Annotated in this window: 16 protein-coding genes; 7 read left to right on the top strand and 9 right to left on the bottom strand. The window is 62.7% G+C overall.

Annotated features, from left to right (window positions below; all coding sequences use genetic code 11):
* Positions 1-2 precede the first annotated feature (2 nt).
* Both ACZYHG_RS05770 and ACZYHG_RS05765 read right to left on the bottom strand, forming a co-directional pair.
* Entirely contained in the window at positions 3-1,139 is a 1,137-nt protein-coding gene (locus ACZYHG_RS05770; RefSeq protein WP_464612934.1) for a rhamnan synthesis F family protein, read from the bottom strand.
* 154 nt (positions 1,140-1,293) lie between these two features.
* Positions 1,294-2,142, bottom strand: a complete 849-nt coding sequence (locus tag ACZYHG_RS05765) for a glycosyltransferase family 2 protein (RefSeq protein WP_464612933.1) — start codon at positions 2,140-2,142, stop codon at positions 1,294-1,296.
* A 321-nt stretch (positions 2,143-2,463) separates the two neighbouring features.
* On the opposite strand from ACZYHG_RS05765, the gene ACZYHG_RS05760 reads away from it, so the two are divergent.
* From ACZYHG_RS05760 to ACZYHG_RS05730, 7 genes are all read left to right on the top strand, one after another.
* The gene (locus ACZYHG_RS05760) at positions 2,464-3,672 is read left to right on the top strand and encodes an ABC transporter substrate-binding protein (protein ID WP_464612932.1); all 1,209 of its coding nucleotides are present in this window, start codon (positions 2,464-2,466) and stop codon (positions 3,670-3,672) included.
* Between the two features lie 11 nt (positions 3,673-3,683).
* The gene (locus ACZYHG_RS05755; protein WP_464614627.1) at positions 3,684-4,463 is read left to right on the top strand and encodes an ABC transporter ATP-binding protein; all 780 of its coding nucleotides are present in this window, start codon (positions 3,684-3,686) and stop codon (positions 4,461-4,463) included.
* Positions 4,456-5,166, top strand: coding sequence for an ABC transporter ATP-binding protein (locus tag ACZYHG_RS05750; RefSeq protein ID WP_464612931.1), 711 nt, complete (start codon positions 4,456-4,458; stop codon positions 5,164-5,166). The genes ACZYHG_RS05755 and ACZYHG_RS05750 overlap by 8 nt, the downstream gene beginning before the upstream one ends.
* A gap of 7 nt (positions 5,167-5,173) precedes the next feature.
* Entirely contained in the window at positions 5,174-6,061 is an 888-nt protein-coding gene (locus tag ACZYHG_RS05745) for a branched-chain amino acid ABC transporter permease (RefSeq protein WP_027032301.1), read from the top strand.
* Position 6,062: 1 nt separating this feature from the next.
* Positions 6,063-7,034: a branched-chain amino acid ABC transporter permease gene (locus ACZYHG_RS05740; protein WP_464612930.1), complete on the top strand. Its 972-nt coding sequence runs from the start codon at positions 6,063-6,065 to the stop codon at positions 7,032-7,034.
* A gap of 135 nt (positions 7,035-7,169) precedes the next feature.
* Entirely contained in the window at positions 7,170-8,009 is an 840-nt protein-coding gene (locus tag ACZYHG_RS05735) for a hypothetical protein (protein ID WP_464612929.1), read from the top strand.
* A 165-nt stretch (positions 8,010-8,174) separates the two neighbouring features.
* Complete coding sequence (locus ACZYHG_RS05730) at positions 8,175-8,459, top strand: EAL domain-containing protein (RefSeq protein ID WP_464612928.1); 285 nt, start codon at positions 8,175-8,177, stop codon at positions 8,457-8,459.
* A gap of 49 nt (positions 8,460-8,508) precedes the next feature.
* Here ACZYHG_RS05730 and ACZYHG_RS05725 read toward each other — a convergent pair whose 3' ends face one another.
* From ACZYHG_RS05725 to ACZYHG_RS05695, 7 genes are all read right to left on the bottom strand, one after another.
* Positions 8,509-8,901, bottom strand: a complete 393-nt coding sequence (locus ACZYHG_RS05725; protein WP_464612927.1) for a lysozyme inhibitor LprI family protein — start codon at positions 8,899-8,901, stop codon at positions 8,509-8,511.
* A gap of 143 nt (positions 8,902-9,044) precedes the next feature.
* On the bottom strand, positions 9,045-10,025 hold the full coding sequence (locus ACZYHG_RS05720; protein ID WP_464612926.1) for a 2-dehydropantoate 2-reductase: 981 nt from the start codon (positions 10,023-10,025) through the stop codon (positions 9,045-9,047).
* Between the two features lie 2 nt (positions 10,026-10,027).
* On the bottom strand, positions 10,028-11,548 hold the full coding sequence (locus ACZYHG_RS05715; protein ID WP_464612925.1) for an acyl--CoA ligase: 1,521 nt from the start codon (positions 11,546-11,548) through the stop codon (positions 10,028-10,030).
* A gap of 99 nt (positions 11,549-11,647) precedes the next feature.
* Complete coding sequence (ggt, locus tag ACZYHG_RS05710) at positions 11,648-13,234, bottom strand: gamma-glutamyltransferase (RefSeq protein WP_464612924.1); 1,587 nt, start codon at positions 13,232-13,234, stop codon at positions 11,648-11,650.
* A 130-nt stretch (positions 13,235-13,364) separates the two neighbouring features.
* Positions 13,365-14,057 (bottom strand): ABC transporter permease, encoded by a 693-nt coding sequence (locus ACZYHG_RS05705; protein ID WP_464612923.1) that lies wholly within the window; start codon positions 14,055-14,057, stop codon positions 13,365-13,367.
* Positions 14,054-14,767, bottom strand: a complete 714-nt coding sequence (locus tag ACZYHG_RS05700) for an ABC transporter permease (protein WP_464612922.1) — start codon at positions 14,765-14,767, stop codon at positions 14,054-14,056. The genes ACZYHG_RS05705 and ACZYHG_RS05700 overlap by 4 nt, the downstream gene beginning before the upstream one ends.
* A 74-nt stretch (positions 14,768-14,841) precedes the next feature.
* Positions 14,842-15,693, bottom strand: coding sequence for a transporter substrate-binding domain-containing protein (locus tag ACZYHG_RS05695; protein ID WP_464612921.1), 852 nt, complete (start codon positions 15,691-15,693; stop codon positions 14,842-14,844).
* Positions 15,694-15,697: the final 4 nt, after the last annotated feature.

Here is a 15,697-nt window from a genome sequence, read left to right as displayed (position 1 = left end):
GATCAGGCTTCATTTTCATCGTCCCAGGCAGTTCCCGAGACTTTCGTGCAGATCATTCCGAGGATCCGCTCGAGGGCATGCTGCAAAGTGCCGTCCAGTTGGCCTGTCTCGCCGGGAAATGACGCCAAGGGCAGATCAAGCCGCTTGAGCGGCTCCAATGCGCGGCGCCGCACCCAGAACATGGTTCCGGCAAAGAAGTGGAGAGGAGAGTCCGCGGCCATGCCAAGCGTCTCCAGCAGAGTCAGGATCGTCTCCCTGTTCTTGCCCCACCCCGCTGCCTCGGCCTTCCATTCGTTGGGCAACAGAAAGCGACGGGACCCGATCATCCCAGTTTCCGGCGAACGCTCGAAAGTGGCTACAATCCGGTCGACCACATCGCGCGATCCGATCAGGTCGAAGGCGCTTGCCCGGCGCCAGATCTCGCCCAGAACCATGCGCGGCCCGCTCGATCCCGACTTCTTGCCGTGCAGTTTGCAGATGAGATCGAAGCGATCGAGCCTTCCTTCGCGCAGCAATTGCACGAAGGGGCCGATGTCGCGGCCGCGATTGTCATAGACCATGATCTCGGCAGCCGGAAATCTTGCCTGAACGCGTTCCGTCAGTGTCGCGTCGGGCCCGGTCAGCGTGAGGATGAGGTGGAACGGCCGATCTATCGCCTCCAGCAGCGTCTCGAACTCGGGCCAGAGATCGGAGTAATGCAGATGCATCGCAACGGCGATCCTTGGCTCGGCGGCAAGCAGGCGTTCGCTGGCTTGTGCCGGTGGGCCGTCGAAAAGTCGCGACAGGGTTTTCTGCAGATTGTCGCTCGCCACGCCAAAGCCCCACCCGGTGAGGCTGACCAGCGCAGCGGTCAAATGCTGCCCTTCTGCTCCTGCCAGATGCAGCAGAGGCCACAGGACGATGCCCGGGCCCAGCGGCAGTTCAAACTGCTTCTGCCGTCGGCGGCGGCGCAACACTAAACCAAGATCGCCGATCCCTATCCGGCGGATGCTTGAGGCAATAATGTCGCTTCTGTCGAATTGCAGCGACACGCCGCCTTCGCTGCTTTTAAGCAGGTAGGACGTTCGCTTGGTAACCGGCACATAGACGACCCTGTCGGGCTGCCGTTGGCGGCGAACGTTGAGCCGGAGAAACGGCATCCGCCTGTCCGTTGGCGAAAGCTCCACGATGTAGCGTCCTGGCGCGTGAATGTGGATTTCGCTGCGGGCATTGCTTCGGTCGACGCCGTATGCCCCGCCATTTCGCGGCTCGCTGGGCAGGACATCACGCGAGGCAACTCTCGTGTCGGGAGCGTCAGGCGACATAGCCGCTGTTCCGATTCGCGCGCGATCGGTCAAGGATACTATCGAAGATACCGATCAGCCGGCCGAGGGAATTGATCAGTCTGGTTCGATTAAGCGTCAGGCAATAGAAGCCAATCTTCGTCGAATACCGGAGTATGTCCACGAATGGGCTGTAGGCGATGCCGTATTTTCTGCGCAAGTGGATCTCCGATCGCATCTTCGACCGATGCCGGAAAATCCGGGACCCGATCGACTGCGCAACGGAGGTGCCAATGTCGTGGACAGCATGCGCGCCACTGACAAGGATCATCGGCTCATTGCGCTGAATCAGACGGTGCGAGAGGTCATCATCTTCGAAATACAGGAAGATTTCCTCGTCAAACCCTCCGGCGTCGAGGAACAGCGTTCGCTTGATCATGAACACGCCGCCATTGACGAAGCGGACGCAACAATCCCCCCAGACCTGCCGAATACGTGTGGGCAGCGACACGCCGGAAAGGCGATCAATCTCGCTCTGCTCGCGAAGCCACAGCCGCCCGTCCACCGTGTTTGTGCGTGGCACGAAGACGCTGCAATTCGGATAGCGCCCAGCCGCTTGCATAAGCGCATCGACGGCGCCGGTCCCTAGACGCACATCGGGATTGATGAACAGCAGATACTCTCCCGATGCCGCTGCCGCCCCAATGTTGCAGGCATGGCCAAAGCCGAGGTTTACAGGGTTATCAATGCGGTGAACGGTAAAGCCTGAGAGGGCGGCGGAAAGATCGTCGGTGCTTGCATTGTCGACGCACACGATCTCCAGGCCTGGCGGCAGGCGAGCCAGCGCGCCGCGCACGGTATGCGCGCTGTTGTGCGTCACGGTAACTACGCTTATCGACCTGGTCATTATCAAGCCATCCTGATATCTCAGTTGGCTTCCCCGTGGAAGGCTGCCGATCATACGCAACCTAAGCGTTGCCACTCCAGCGGTCGAGTCCATACTCCTGACTAAAAAGGGGTAACTCTTCGCCGATCTCGATCTCAAACTTGGCCGCGATCCGCTGCAGCGGCGCCCCCTGCAGGGATTCGAACCTGAATTCGCACCGGCCCCTTGCCGTCCATGCTCATTTTGCTCATGTTCAGTACCGTTTGCTGATGATCGTTGGGGGACGGTCGCATTCACAATGGGAGGAAGTTGACCATGAAGGCATGCTATCTCGTTTCCGCCGCGCTTCTCGCCGCGGCCGCGGTCCCAGCCTCGGCCGCCGAAATTTCCGATGGGAAAGTCAAGATCGGCATCCTCAACGACCAATCGGGCGTCTACGCCGACTTCGGCGGCAAATGGTCGGTCGAGGCGGCCAAGATGGCGGTCGAGGATTTTGGCGGCAAGGTGCAGGGAGCGCCGATCGAAATCATCAACGCCGATCACCAGAACAAGCCTGATATCGCCTCCAACATCGCGCGGCAGTGGTATGACACCGAACAGGTCGATGCCATCATGGAGCTGACGACCTCATCGGTGGCGCTCGCCGTCCAGGGGATTTCCAAGGAAAAGAAGAAGATCGATATCGTTACCGGTGCTGCGACCACCGAGCTGACCGGCAAGCAATGCTCGCCTTACGGCTTCCATTGGGCCTATGACACCCATTCGCAGGCGGTGGGAACCGGCGGCTCCCTGGTTCAGCAGGGCGGCGACAGCTGGTTCTTCGTCACTGTCGACTATGCCTTCGGCTATTCGCTCAAGGAGCAGACCACCAAGTTCGTCGAGGCCCACGGTGGCAAGGTGCTGGGCGAGGTGCGCTATCCCCTGGGGTCGACCGATTACTCATCCTTCCTGTTGCAAGCCCAGTCGTCGGGCGCCAAGGTCATCGGGCTGGCCAATGCCGGCCTGGACACGTCCAATTCCATCAAGCAGGCCGCCGAATTCGGCATCGTCCAGGGCGGCCAGCGTCTTGCGGCACTCCTGTTCACGCTGGCCGAGGTGCATGGGCTGGGCCTGCAGGCGGCGCAAGGCGTCGTGCTGACCGAGGGCTATTACTGGGACCGCGACGACAAGAGCCGCGAATTCGGGCAGCGCTTCTTCAAGCGCACCAACCGCATGCCGAACATGATCCAGGCCGCGACCTATTCGGCGGTGACGCAGTATCTGAAGGCGATCGACAAGGCCGGCACCGACGAGACCGAGGCCGTCGCCAAGCAGCTGCATTCACTGCCGGTGGACGACGCCGTGATCACCAACGGCAAGGTGCAGGCGGACGGCAACATGGTCCACGACATGTATCTCTACCAGGTCAAGGCGCCCAGCGAGAGCACCAAGGATTGGGACTATTACAAATATCTCGCCACCATTCCCGGCAATGAGGCCTTCCTGAGCGAGAAGGAAAGTGGCTGTCCAACGGCGGCCCAGTGACCGGCGCGGCGATGGCGCCGCCTGATCTCGACGGGAACGAACCGCCTGTGGTGCTGTCCGCCCGCGGGCTACGGCGCGACTTCGCCGGCTTCGTTGCCGTGAGGAATGTCGACCTCGATGTGCGCCATCGCAACATCCACGCCCTGATCGGACCCAACGGCGCCGGCAAGACGACCGTCTTCAACCTGCTAACCAAATTCCTGGCGCCGACCAGCGGCAGGATCGAACTGCTGGGCACCGATATCACCCGCACCTTGCCGGCGAAGGTGGCGCGGATGGGGCTGGTGCGCTCGTTCCAGATATCGGCGATCTTTCCGCACCTCAGCGTGCTCGACAATGTCCGTGTCGCGCTGCAGCGGCCCGGTGGGCTCGGCGTCCAGTTCTGGCGTTCGCTCACGGCGCTCGATCGATTGACGCCACGCGCCGTGGAATTGCTGCGTTCCGTCGGCCTCGAGGATGCCCGTAACAAATTAGCCGGCGATCTTTCCTATGGCAGGAAACGCGTGCTCGAGATCGCCACGACCCTGGCGCTCGATCCGAAAGTGCTGCTGCTGGACGAGCCGATGGCCGGCATGGGACATGAGGACGTGGCCACGGTTTCCGCCCTCATTCGTTCCGTGGCTAAGGACCGCGCGGTTCTGATGGTCGAGCACAATCTGACTGTCGTGGCCGATCTCTGCGCCTGGATAACGGTCATGCAGCGCGGCGAGGTGCTTGCCGCCGGCGACTACGCCACCGTCAGCCGCGATGAACGGGTAAAGGTCGCCTATATGGGCACCGCCGATGACTAGTGCCGCGCCCCTGCTTGCGGTCCGTGGCCTCAACGCCTGGTATGGCGAGGGCCATGCGCTGCACGGCGTCGATCTGGAAGTGTTTGCCGGCGAGACGGTCACGCTGCTCGGCCGCAACGGCGTCGGCAAGACAACGACGCTGCGCGCCATCATGGGGCTGATCCGAAAGCGAACCGGCGAGGTCGTTTTCGACGGCGCGGATCTGATGCGGCTGCCGTTGCACCGCACCGCGCATCAAGGCATCGGCTTCGTGCCCGAGGAGCGCGGCATCTTCGCGACGCTGACCGTCGACGAGAACCTGATCCTGCCGCCAGTCGTCGCCGAGGGCGGCATGAGCGTCGCGGAGATATTCGATCTCTTCCCCAATTTGAAGGAGCGGCGCAACAGTCCCGGCACCAGGCTGTCGGGCGGCGAACAGCAGATGCTGGCGATCGCGCGCATGCTGCGGACCGGCGCGAAGATGCTGCTTCTCGACGAGCCGACCGAGGGTCTGGCTCCCGTCATCGTGCAGCGCATCGGCGAGTTGCTGGTGACGCTGAAAAAGCGCGGCATGACGATCCTGCTGGTCGAGCAGAATTTCCGCTTCGCCAGCCGTGTCGCCGATCGTTTCTACCTGATGGAGAACGGCAAGGTCGTCGCCGGATTTCCGACCGGCGAACTGGCGGACCGCATGACGCAACTCCACGACGTTCTGGGTGTATGAGGGCGCCATGACGATGATCTTCGGAATCCCCGTCCAGGCACTCCTCGGCCAGTTGCTGGTCGGACTGATTAATGGCTCGTTCTATGCCATGCTGAGCCTGGGTCTGGCCGTCATATTCGGCCTGCTGCGCGTCATCAATTTCGCCCATGGCGCCCAGTATATGCTCGGCGCCTTCACAGGCTATCTGCTGCTCACCTATCTCGGCATCGGCTATTGGCCCGCTCTGATCCTTGCGCCGCTGATCGTCGGCCTCTTCGGCATGGTGGTCGAGCGTCTGGCATTGTCGCGCCTCTACGATACCGATCCGCTCTACGGCCTGCTCTTCACCTTCGGTCTCGCGCTCGTGCTCGAAGGCATATTCCGCTACAGTTACGGCGTGTCGGGAAATCCCTACGCCGTGCCGTCGCTGCTTTCGGGCGGCACCAATCTCGGCTTCATGTTCCTGCCCAATTATCGCGGCTGGGTTGTCATCGCCTCGCTGATCGTCTGCTTCGGAACCTGGGCGCTGATCGAGAAGACCAGGCTCGGGTCCTATCTGCGCGCCGCAACCGAGAACCCCCGTCTAGTCCAGGCCTTCGGCGTCAACGTGCCGTTGCTGCTGACCCTTACCTATGGCCTCGGCTCCGCCCTTGCTGGGCTTGCCGGAATTCTGGCGGCACCAATCTATCAGGTGAGCCCGCTGATGGGATCGGATCTCATCATCGTCGTCTTCGCTGTGGTTGTGATCGGCGGCATGGGATCGATCCTTGGCGCGATCGTCACCGGCTACGCGCTTGGCCTCGCCGAGGGCCTGACCAAGGTCTTCTACCCCGAGGCTTCCAATCTCGTGGTCTTCGTCATCATGGCGATCGTCCTTCTGGTCCGGCCGGCCGGCCTGTTTGGAAGGGACATCTGACATGGCCGAACTGTCGCTTCGCGAGACATCGGCCAGAACCCAGGGCTGGCTTGAATGGACGCTGGTCGGGCTCGGCATACTGGCGCTGCTGGTGGCGCCTTTCCTGGTCTATCCGATCTTCCTGATGAAGATGCTTTGCTTCGCGCTGTTCGCCTGCGCGTTCAATCTCCTGCTCGGCTATACCGGCCTCTTGTCTTTCGGCCACGCCACCTTCTTTGGCGGTGCGGCCTATTTCACCGCGCATGCCGTCAAGGTCTGGGGCTGGCCGCCGGAAGCCGGTATCCTGCTCGGCATGGCGGGCGCAGCCCTGCTCGGTCTTGTCATGGGCTTCTTCGCCATTCGCCGGCAAGGCATCTATTTCGCCATGATCACGCTGGCGCTGTCTCAGATGTTCTTCTTCTTCTGCGTGCAGGCGCCCTTCACGCAAGGCGAAGACGGTATCCAGGGCGTGCCGCGCGGCATGCTGTTCGGCGTCCTCGACCTGAACGTCTCGCTGAACATGTACTATTTTGTGCTGGCGGTGATCCTGATCGGCGTCTTCGCCATCTGGCGCATCGTCAACTCGCCCTTCGGCATGATCCTGCGCTCGATCCGGGAAAACGAAAATCGCGCCATTTCGCTGGGCTATTCCGTCGCCAATTACAAGCTCGGCGCCTTCGTCATGTCGGCAGCACTTGCCGGGCTGGCAGGTTCGCTCAAGGCGATCGTTTTCCAGTTTGCCACGCTGACCGACGTCACCTGGCAGATGTCGGGCGAGGTGATCCTGATGACGCTGCTCGGCGGCATCGGCACGATGGTCGGGCCGATCATCGGCGCCAGCCTCGTCGTCGGCCTGGAAAACACGCTTGCCACCTCGGGTTTCCCGGTGACCATCGCCACCGGGCTGATCTTCATGGTCTGCGTGCTGATCTTCCGGCGCGGCATTGTCGGCGAACTCTATGCGCGGCTTCTCAAGCGGCCGGGCAAGGACTGATAGGCTCCTGATCGATTGCGCGATTGAGGTGACCGCCAGGGAAACGAGGCGTCTGCCTCCGTGGGTATAGACGGATTCACCCATGCGCAATATGGATAGGGATGAGGCTGCTGTGGCGCTCGGGGGATCTGATCAATGACCGACAACAAGCCAGACGTTACCAAGGATTGGCAAGCGACGCAGGGCCAGAAGTCCTCCGCCACGCGTCTTCGCCTTTTCGCCGCACTGTCGTGGATCGTCGCCATTGGCGGCGAAATCTACGGTATTGTTCTGCTTCGCCAGAACAAGTTCGACCAGGGACACCTGCCGCTGATCATCGGCCTTCTGGTCGGCATCGCGATTTTCGCAATCGCCGGCAACTTCCTGTGGAAGGCGGCCAACAGGCACGATCCGGCCCGTGCATCCGACACGGCCAGTTTCTTCTTCCAGAACCAGCTCGGCGCGATCATCACGCTGATCGCCTTCGTGCCGCTGGTCTTCCTGATCCTCTCTGACAAGAACATGGACCCGCAGACCAAGAAGGTTGCCGGCGGCCTCGGTGCTGTACTGGCCGTGGTCGCCGCGATAACGGGGGTCAGCCTCAAGCCTCCGTCGGTCGAACAGTACACCCAGGACATGAACGCATGCGCGGCCCAGATCAAGTCGGGCCAGCCCACCACCGCCTGTTCGCCCGACGTCGCCGCCCAGGCGCAGGCGATCGCGACGGACTCAGCCGCGGTGACAGCGGCGACGCAGGATGCGAACCACCCCGCGGGTCAGGATGTCGTCTACTGGATCGCGCCCGAAAACGGAGCCAAGAAGTCCTCGGAGCCGCATGTTTTCCACCTCTGCGCAGGCGTCAGTCCGCTGAAGGACAAGACCGTGAATAGCGGCTCTGTGACAGAGGCCTACGCACAGAATGCCATCCGCATCACCAAGCAGATCGATATGGAACAGAAGCAGTGCGGGTTTACACCCAAAGCGAGCACCAACTGAACCCGCCCGCGCTCGTCGGCGCCTGCAGCATCATGGCGCCAGCAAGTGCCCCGGGGTGCCTTCGTCGCCGACGATTGGGGCTGGTGTGGAGCCGGCTTCACCCAGATTTCGCTGCAGAAATCTTGAAGTGAGAATGTCGTCAGTCCGCTTCCGGAAGAGGCGCGCGTGGATCGCGACCGCATTGACGAAAAGCTGGAACGCCTGGCGGACGCCGGCCTATCCATTATGCTGGATGATTTCGGCACGGGTTTTTCGACGCTGGTTTCGCTGAAGGACAGCCGTATCCGCAAGGTCAAGATCGACAAGGACTTCGTTCGCGATCTCGCCAGCTCCATCGAAGATCAGGCCTTGGTCAAGGCAGTCATCGATCTCGGGCGAACCCTGGGAATAGAGGTTGGTCGCCGAGGGGGTCGAAACGGACGCCGATCGCCTGATCCCGCGGTCGCTTGATTGCATGATCGCGCAGGGCTTTCTCGTCTCGGCAGCACTTCCCGAATGGCTACGGGTTTTTCTGGACACGCTTTTCAAGTTCGGCCGTGCGCGCGCTCAAATCGTCCAGTTCAAACCCTTGAGATGCGAGGAAGGCGGCCGATCCGTTGTTTGGATCGGCGGCAAGACGGTGCGTTTCCTGCAAATGATGCTTCAGCCAGGCGCGCTGCTCACGCTGCAACCGTGCACGTTCGGGGCCGTGTTCGCGATGCATCAGGGTACTGTAGGCCGCATTCAACCTGGCATCGAACCTGTCGATCTCGGCTTTCCCGCAATCCAGCATGTCCGAGGTGACGCCGCCGGATCGATCGACGCACGCTTTCATTTCAGCATCGCTCTGCGCCATCGCCGAATGAGCCGTTGTCATGACCAGAATTCCGAGGAGGCAAGCATACCGGAGCATGAAGGCGGTTCCTTGGTTCTAAACGCTGTATGCGGGTTGGGACATATCTGTTTCGGCACCCCCTCTCGGATAGGCAACAAGGGCGGGCCAACGATATGTTGGGCAGGGCGCGAGCGCGTCAAGATTTGGCCCGTCGCGCCCGCTCACCCATAACACCCGCGCTCCACCGCCAGCCGCCGCACCAGCGCCAGCACGGCGTCGATGGTCGGCGTCGGCTTGTCCGTCAGCCGGCCAAGTTCCTGCACCGCGCCGACCAGCGCATCGATCTCCATCGGCCGGCCGCGCTCCAAATCCTGCAGCATCGAGGTCTTGTGTTCGCCGACATCGCCGGCGCCCTTGATGCGACGGTCCACCGTGATGGGAAAACGCACGCCGAGGCTTTCGCCGATCGCTTGCGCTTCCAGCATCATGCTGCGGGCAAGCGAGCGGGTGCCTTCGTCGGCGACGATCGCGGCCAGCGTGCTCCCGGTCAGCGCCGAGATCGGGTTGAAGGAGAGGTTGCCCCACAGCTTCACCCAGATTTCGCTGCGGATGTCGTCGCGCACCGGGGCCTGCAGGCCGGCCTTGACCATTTCCTCGGCCAGAAGCGTGACCCTTTCGCTGCGTTCGCCAGAGGGTTCGCCGAGTGAGAAACGCTTGCCCTCGACATGGCGGATGAGGCCGGGCGCATCGACCTCGACGGCGGGATAGACGACCGAGCCGATGACGCGCCGCGGCCCGATCCGCTGCCAGATCGCGCCGCCGGGATCGACCGCGTTCAGCCTGGTGCCTTCGAGCGGCCCGCCAGCGCCATGGAAGTACCACCACGGCACGCCGTTCTGCATGGTGACGACGGATGTATTGTCCCCGAGCAGCGGCGCGATCTGGTCCAGCGCCGGGGTGAGCGAATGGGCCTTCAGCGCCAGCACGACATAATCCTGCACGCCAAGCTCCTCGGCCTTCGCCGCGGCCCGGACCGGCGCCACCAATTCCTTGCCGTCCTCGATCAGACGCAGGCCGTTGGCCTGGATCGCTTCGAGATGGGCGCCGCGCGCGACGATCGACAGGTCGGTGCGGCCGGCGATCGCCAGCTTGGCGGCGAGATAGCCGCCGATCGCGCCGGCGCCGAAAATGGTGATCTTCATCGTCAAAGCCCGAGTTTGGCGGCAAGGCCGATGCGCTGCAGTTTGCCGGTCGCGCCCTTGGGGATCTCCTCCAGGATCACCACCTTGCGCGGCACCTTGAAGTCGGCAAGCCGTGTCGCGGCGTAAGTGCGGATGTCGTTCTCATTGGCGCTCATGCCTTCGCGCAACACGACGGCTGCCGCCACCTCCTCGCCAAGCTTGTCATGCGGCATGGCGAAGGTGACGACCTGCGCCACCGCCGGATGGTCCATCAGCACGTCGTCGACCTCGAGCGGCGAGATCTTTTCGCCGCCGCGGTTGATGATCTCCTTGAGACGGCCGGTGACGCGGAGATAGCCGTCCTCGTCGAGCACGCCCTGGTCGCCGGTGTGGAACCAGCCATGCGCGAAGGCGGTGGCATTGGCCTCCGGGTTTTTCTCATAGCCTGCCGTGACGTTGGGTCCGCGAATGACGATCTCGCCGGTCTCGCCGGCTGTCAGCAGCCGGCCGTCCGGTGCCATCACGGCCACGTCCGGGCCGGCGCCGGCGCCAACGCTGCCCGGCTTGCGCAGGCCCGGCGGCAGCCGGTTCGACGCCATCTGGTGCGCGGCTTCGGTCATCCCGTAGGATTCGATCACCGGACAGCCGAAGGTTGCTTCGAGTTCGCCCATCACTTGCGCCGGCAGAGATGCCGAGGACGAGCGGATGAAGCGCAGGCGCGCCGCAGCCAGCACCTCTTCATTGCGCGCCGCGCGCGGCAGGATCGCCTGATGCATGGTCGGCACTGCCGTGTACCAGCTTGGCTTGGCATCGCCCAGCCATTGGAAGAAGCGCAGCGCGTTGAAGCCCGGCGTGCAGTAGATGCTGCCGCCCGCTGCCAGCGACGACAGCACCGCCGCGATCAGGCCATGGATATGGAACAGCGGCATGATGTTGAGGCAGCGGTCATCGGCGGTCAGACCGAGGGTTGCGCCAATGTGGGCTGACGAGGCCGCGATGTTGGCATGGCTGAGCGGCACCAGTTTGGGCCGCGATGTCGTGCCCGATGTGTGCAGCAGAAGCGCGATGTCGTCATCTTGCGCCATGTCGGGCGCCGCCAGCGGACCGACCGGCGCGCCCTCGATGGTGAAACTGCCGGCGGGCGTATCCGACGAAACGACAAGTCTGAGCACGCCGATCCCGAGCCGTTCGGCCACCGCCACCGCCGGTCCGGTCTCGTTCTCTGCAACAAGGATCGCCTTGGCGCCGATGTCGGTGAGGTAAAAATCGAGTTCGTCCGCCCGATAGGCGGGATTGAGCGGCGCCGTCGAGGCGGCGGCCGCCACGGCGACGAAGGCGGTGGCCATCTCCGGGCCGTTCGGCAGCACGATCGCCACCCGATCGCCCCGGCCGATGCCGAGCGCATGCAGCCGCTCGGCGGTAGCCGCGATCAGGCTGCGCAACCCGCCATGGGTGAGCGTCGCCCTGTCGGGTGCCAGGATCGCCGGAGCATCGTCGGCGCCGGCAGCGAGGCGGCGGGAGAGGTCTTTTGAATTCGTGCTCATGGTCACCGACTATGTTTCAAACGACTGCTTCTAGAAAGCCCAGAAGACGATTGCGATCCTAGCAGCATCGCCGATCGCAAACCGGTTCTCCCGGTCGCCTCAATATCCCAGCGCCATCCCGTCTTTGCGCGGATCGGAGGCGCCGGTCAGCGTTCCCTTCTCCCAGTCGATCAGCACCACCTGTCCGCCGCCAAGCGGGTGATCCGGCTCGGCGATGCGATGGCCGCGCCGGCGCAAGCCTTCGAGCGCCTCAGCGGGGACGCCGCGTTCGGCCTCCACCGTATCATCATTGTAGAACACCCGTGGCGCATCCAGCGCCTGCTGAGGGTCCATGCCGAAGTCGATCATGTTGGTCAGGAGATGCACGTGTCCGAAAGGCTGGTAGCCGCCGCCCATGACACCGAACGGCATCACCACGCGGCCGTTTTTCGTCGCCATGCCGGGCATGATCGTGTGCATCGGCCGTTTGCCGGGCGCGATCGCATTGGGGTGCGCCGGGTCGAGGCGGAAGCTCGCGCCACGGTTCTGCAGCACAATGCCGGTCTTCGGGCCGACGACGCCGCTGCCGAAGGAATAATAGGTCGAGTTGATGAAGGAAACCGCATTGCGGTCGCGGTCGACGATGGAGATGTAGACCGTGTCGCTGCCGGGCAGATCCAGGCGCGGCAGATGCGTCATGGCGCGATCGCGATGGATCTCGGCGCGCAGCCGGTCGGCGTAAGCGCTGGACAGAAGCTGCTGCACCGGCACATGAACCTGATCTTGGTCGCCGACATAGCGGTCGCGATCCTGGTAAGCCAGGCGCCCAGCCTCGATTTCCAGATGCAGGCGCTCGGCGCCATTGGGGTCGAGCCCGCCAAGCTTGAAGCCCGACAGCACGTTCAGCATAAGCAGCGCTGTCATCCCTTGATTGTTCGGCGGCATCTGGTGGATGTCGTAGCCGCCATAGGCAGTGCTGACCGGGGCGACATAGTCGCCCTTGGTCGCCGCGAAATCCTCGTGTGAATGCAGCCCGCCCAATTCATTGAGCCGGCGCACCATATCGTCGGCGACCGCGCCCTCATAGAACCCGGCACGGCCCTGCTTGGCGATGATCCGCAAGGTCGCGGCGAGTTCCGGCTGGCGGTGGACATCGCCCGCCTTCGGCGCCGTGCCACCCGGCAGGAAGATGCGTGATGCATGTTCGTCGGCCGACAAGTCGGTCTCCGGCTCGGCCCAGTCGAAAGCGACGCGGTCATGTACGACATAGCCGGCCTCGGCATAATGGGTAGCCGGCGCCAACACTTCGGCAAGGCTCTTGCGGCCATGGTCCTCCAGGAGACGGCTCCAGGCATCGACGGCGCCCGGCACGGTCACCGCATGCGGCCCCTGTTTCGGAAGCTCGCCAAAACCCTTGTCCAGATACCAGTCGACGGTGGCGCCCGCCGGCGCGCGGCCGGAGCCATTGAAGGCCAGCACCTCGCCCTGTCCTCCTGGAGAGTAGAGGACAAAACAATCGCCGCCGATGCCGGTCGACTGCGGCTCGACCACGCCTTGCACGGCGGCGGCGCAGACGGCCGCGTCCATGGCATTGCCGCCGGCGCGCAGCATGTCGATGGCGGCAAGGGTCGCAAGCGGGTGCGAGGTCGCGGCAACGGCCTCCGTGGCACGAACCGGTGAGCGGCCGGGAAACTGGAAATCACGCATTCTGTCTTTGTATCCCTTGGTCTGATGGATGCGACGTTGCCATCATGGCGTAACACGACACGGAAACGGATCGCTTCGGCTTCTCGTCCCTGCGCATTTTGTCAATTCTCCTCGTTACGCCAGACGCGTATCAGGCTCGGACCCGATAAGGCGTTAGCCAGGTTTCCAGCGCGTTCAGTGCCGAGATGATCGTGAAATTGATGGTGAGATAGATCGCGCCCGCAGCCACGAAAACCTCTACGGCGCGATAGGTCTGCGAAATAAGCCCCTGGGCGATGCCCGTCACTTCCATCAGGGTGACGATCGATGCAAGCGACGTACCCTTTACCATGAGGATGATCTCGTTGCTGTAGCTCGGTATGGCTTGGCGCAGCGCCAAAGGCAGAACGACGAGGCGCAGGGTCTGGAGCCGTTTCAGGCCCAAGGCAGAGGCCGCCTCGACAAGGCCACCCGGCACACCCTGTATCGCACCCCGCAGGATTTCGCTGCCATAGGCCGCAGTATTGAGACTGAGCGCAATGATGGCACACCAATAGGGCTCGCGAAACAGCCACCAGAGCCCAACTGCCTGAAGTGTGGGGCGGAACTGGCCGAGGCCGTAATAGATGAGGAATATCTGGACGAGCAATGGCGTGCCGCGAAAGACGGCAACGAAGGAGCGTATGGGCCAGACCAGCATCCGATGGTTTCCCTGCTGCGCCAGTGCGAGCAACAGGGCCAAGGCAAAGCCTATCGCGATCGACAACCCCGCAAGTTGCAAGGTTAACGGCAAGCCGGAGAGAAGGGTCGGAATGATCTCTGCAAAAAAGGCGAAGTCGATCATGCGTGGACCATGCCACGCCACGCCCGTGCCTCGCCGTAGCGGAAGACCGATCCGGTAACGGTAGCGATGAGGAAATACAGCGTCGCGGCAGCTACATAGAAGACGAAGGGCTCCCGCATCGATCCCGCGCCGATCTGAGATTGCCGCATCAATTCCACCAAGCCGATCACGGAGATCAAGGCCGAATCCTTGAGCACAAGCTGCCAGACATTTCCGAGGCCCGGCAGGGCGTGCCGCATCAGTTGAGGCACGATGACAAGACGCAGCGATTGGAATCGGGACAGGCCAAGCGCCTTGCTAGCCTCAAACTGGCCGAGATCGACGGCGAGATACGCTCCGCGATAGACCTCGGCTTGATAGGCGCCCGAAATGATGCCGATCGCCAGGACGCCAGTCGCAAATGTCGGCAGCCCGACGAAGCCTGTGCTGCCGAAGAATTTACCGATCTCAGTCAATGCTATGCTGCCGCCGTAGTAAAGCAGGTAGATAGTCAACAGATCGGGCACACCTCTGAACACCGTGCCGTAGCCCTTGGCGACCCATGACGGTAAAGCTCTCGTGGAGAGCCGGCCTCCTGCTGCAACCGCGCCGAAGAGAGCGCCGAGCAGGAAGCCGAGGACTGACAGCGCAAATGTCACGCCAGCTGCCAGCAGCAGGGCTCCGCCCCAGCCGCCCTTGCCCACGGAAAGGATATGGAGTGTGTCCGTCATGTGGAACCTGATCGTTCAGCGCGGCGCCCGGCCGATCGGTTGATACCAATCGTCCGGACAGAATACACACGTGGCTACTTGACCGGCGTCACGTCCGTTTTCACCCATTTTTCCGAGATGCTTTTAATGGTCCCGTCGGCAATGGCGGCGCTGATCGCGTCGTTCAGCATTTCCTTGAGCTTGGTGTCTTCCTTCCTGAGTCCCGCACCCGTTCCGGCGCCGAACAGGCCGCCGACAAAGCCCGGACCTGCAACCGTGAAGCCCGAGAATTCGGGTTTAGCGAGCGTCGCCGCGAGCGCTGTCTTCTGAGCGAATATTGCATCGATGCGGCCCGCGGCCAGATCGAGATCATGCTGCTCGGTCGTCTTGTACTCACGGATCTCCACCGTGTCGCCGAAGTATTTCTTGACGAATTCGAGCATGGCCGTGGCCGCCTGGACACCGACTACCTTGCCCTTCAGCAGGGGCTTCAACTTGTCGACCGCGGCCTTGGTAGCAGCCTCATCGTCCAGTTTGAATTTCTCGGCCGAAGCGCCGAGCTTCCCCAGATCGCTATCCTTGGCGGCTGCGAACCCGCCCGGGTCGATCGCATAAGGCTGGGTGAAGTCGATGGTCTCGAGGCGTTTCGGCGTGATGAACATGCTGGCCATAATCACATCGAACTTGCCGACCTTCAGCGAAGGAATAAGCCCGTCCCAGTCCTGAGCGATGATGGTGCATTTGACCTTCATCCGCTCGCAAAGATTGTTGGCGAGTTCGATCTCCAGTCCGTCGAGCTTGCCGTCCGCGTTGGTGAAGTTCCACGGAGCGTAGGCGCCCTCCGTGGCGATGGTTATGGCCTTGGGCGCGTCCTCGGCCAATGCAGTGTGCATGAAGCCGAACATGCTGAGTACGGCCGCAACTGCGGCCAAACGACGAACTTTCATGTGG

The organism is Mesorhizobium subarcticum (genome assembly GCF_055456085.1).
This window is presented reverse-complemented; position numbering and strand designations above follow the sequence as displayed.

What these genes read in the sequence shown, in the direction of transcription:
- ACZYHG_RS05770 (WP_464612934.1), bottom strand. Translation starts at nt 1,139, where the DNA reads ATGCCGTTTCTCCGGCTCAACGTTCGCCGCCAACGGCAGCCCGACAGG.
- ACZYHG_RS05760 (WP_464612932.1), top strand. Translation starts at nt 2,464, where the DNA reads ATGAAGGCATGCTATCTCGTTTCCGCCGCGCTTCTCGCCGCGGCCGCG.
- ACZYHG_RS05755 (WP_464614627.1), top strand. Translation starts at nt 3,684, where the DNA reads ATGGCGCCGCCTGATCTCGACGGGAACGAACCGCCTGTGGTGCTGTCC.
- ACZYHG_RS05750 (WP_464612931.1), top strand. Translation starts at nt 4,456, where the DNA reads ATGACTAGTGCCGCGCCCCTGCTTGCGGTCCGTGGCCTCAACGCCTGG.
- ACZYHG_RS05745 (WP_027032301.1), top strand. Translation starts at nt 5,174, where the DNA reads ATGACGATGATCTTCGGAATCCCCGTCCAGGCACTCCTCGGCCAGTTG.
- ACZYHG_RS05740 (WP_464612930.1), top strand. Translation starts at nt 6,063, where the DNA reads ATGGCCGAACTGTCGCTTCGCGAGACATCGGCCAGAACCCAGGGCTGG.
- ACZYHG_RS05735 (WP_464612929.1), top strand. Translation starts at nt 7,170, where the DNA reads ATGACCGACAACAAGCCAGACGTTACCAAGGATTGGCAAGCGACGCAG.
- ACZYHG_RS05725 (WP_464612927.1), bottom strand. Translation starts at nt 8,901, where the DNA reads ATGCTCCGGTATGCTTGCCTCCTCGGAATTCTGGTCATGACAACGGCT.
- ACZYHG_RS05720 (WP_464612926.1), bottom strand. Translation starts at nt 10,025, where the DNA reads ATGAAGATCACCATTTTCGGCGCCGGCGCGATCGGCGGCTATCTCGCC.
- ACZYHG_RS05715 (WP_464612925.1), bottom strand. Translation starts at nt 11,548, where the DNA reads ATGAGCACGAATTCAAAAGACCTCTCCCGCCGCCTCGCTGCCGGCGCC.
- ggt (WP_464612924.1), bottom strand. Translation starts at nt 13,234, where the DNA reads ATGCGTGATTTCCAGTTTCCCGGCCGCTCACCGGTTCGTGCCACGGAG.
- ACZYHG_RS05705 (WP_464612923.1), bottom strand. Translation starts at nt 14,057, where the DNA reads ATGATCGACTTCGCCTTTTTTGCAGAGATCATTCCGACCCTTCTCTCC.
- ACZYHG_RS05700 (WP_464612922.1), bottom strand. Translation starts at nt 14,767, where the DNA reads ATGACGGACACACTCCATATCCTTTCCGTGGGCAAGGGCGGCTGGGGC.
- ACZYHG_RS05695 (WP_464612921.1), bottom strand. Translation starts at nt 15,693, where the DNA reads ATGAAAGTTCGTCGTTTGGCCGCAGTTGCGGCCGTACTCAGCATGTTC.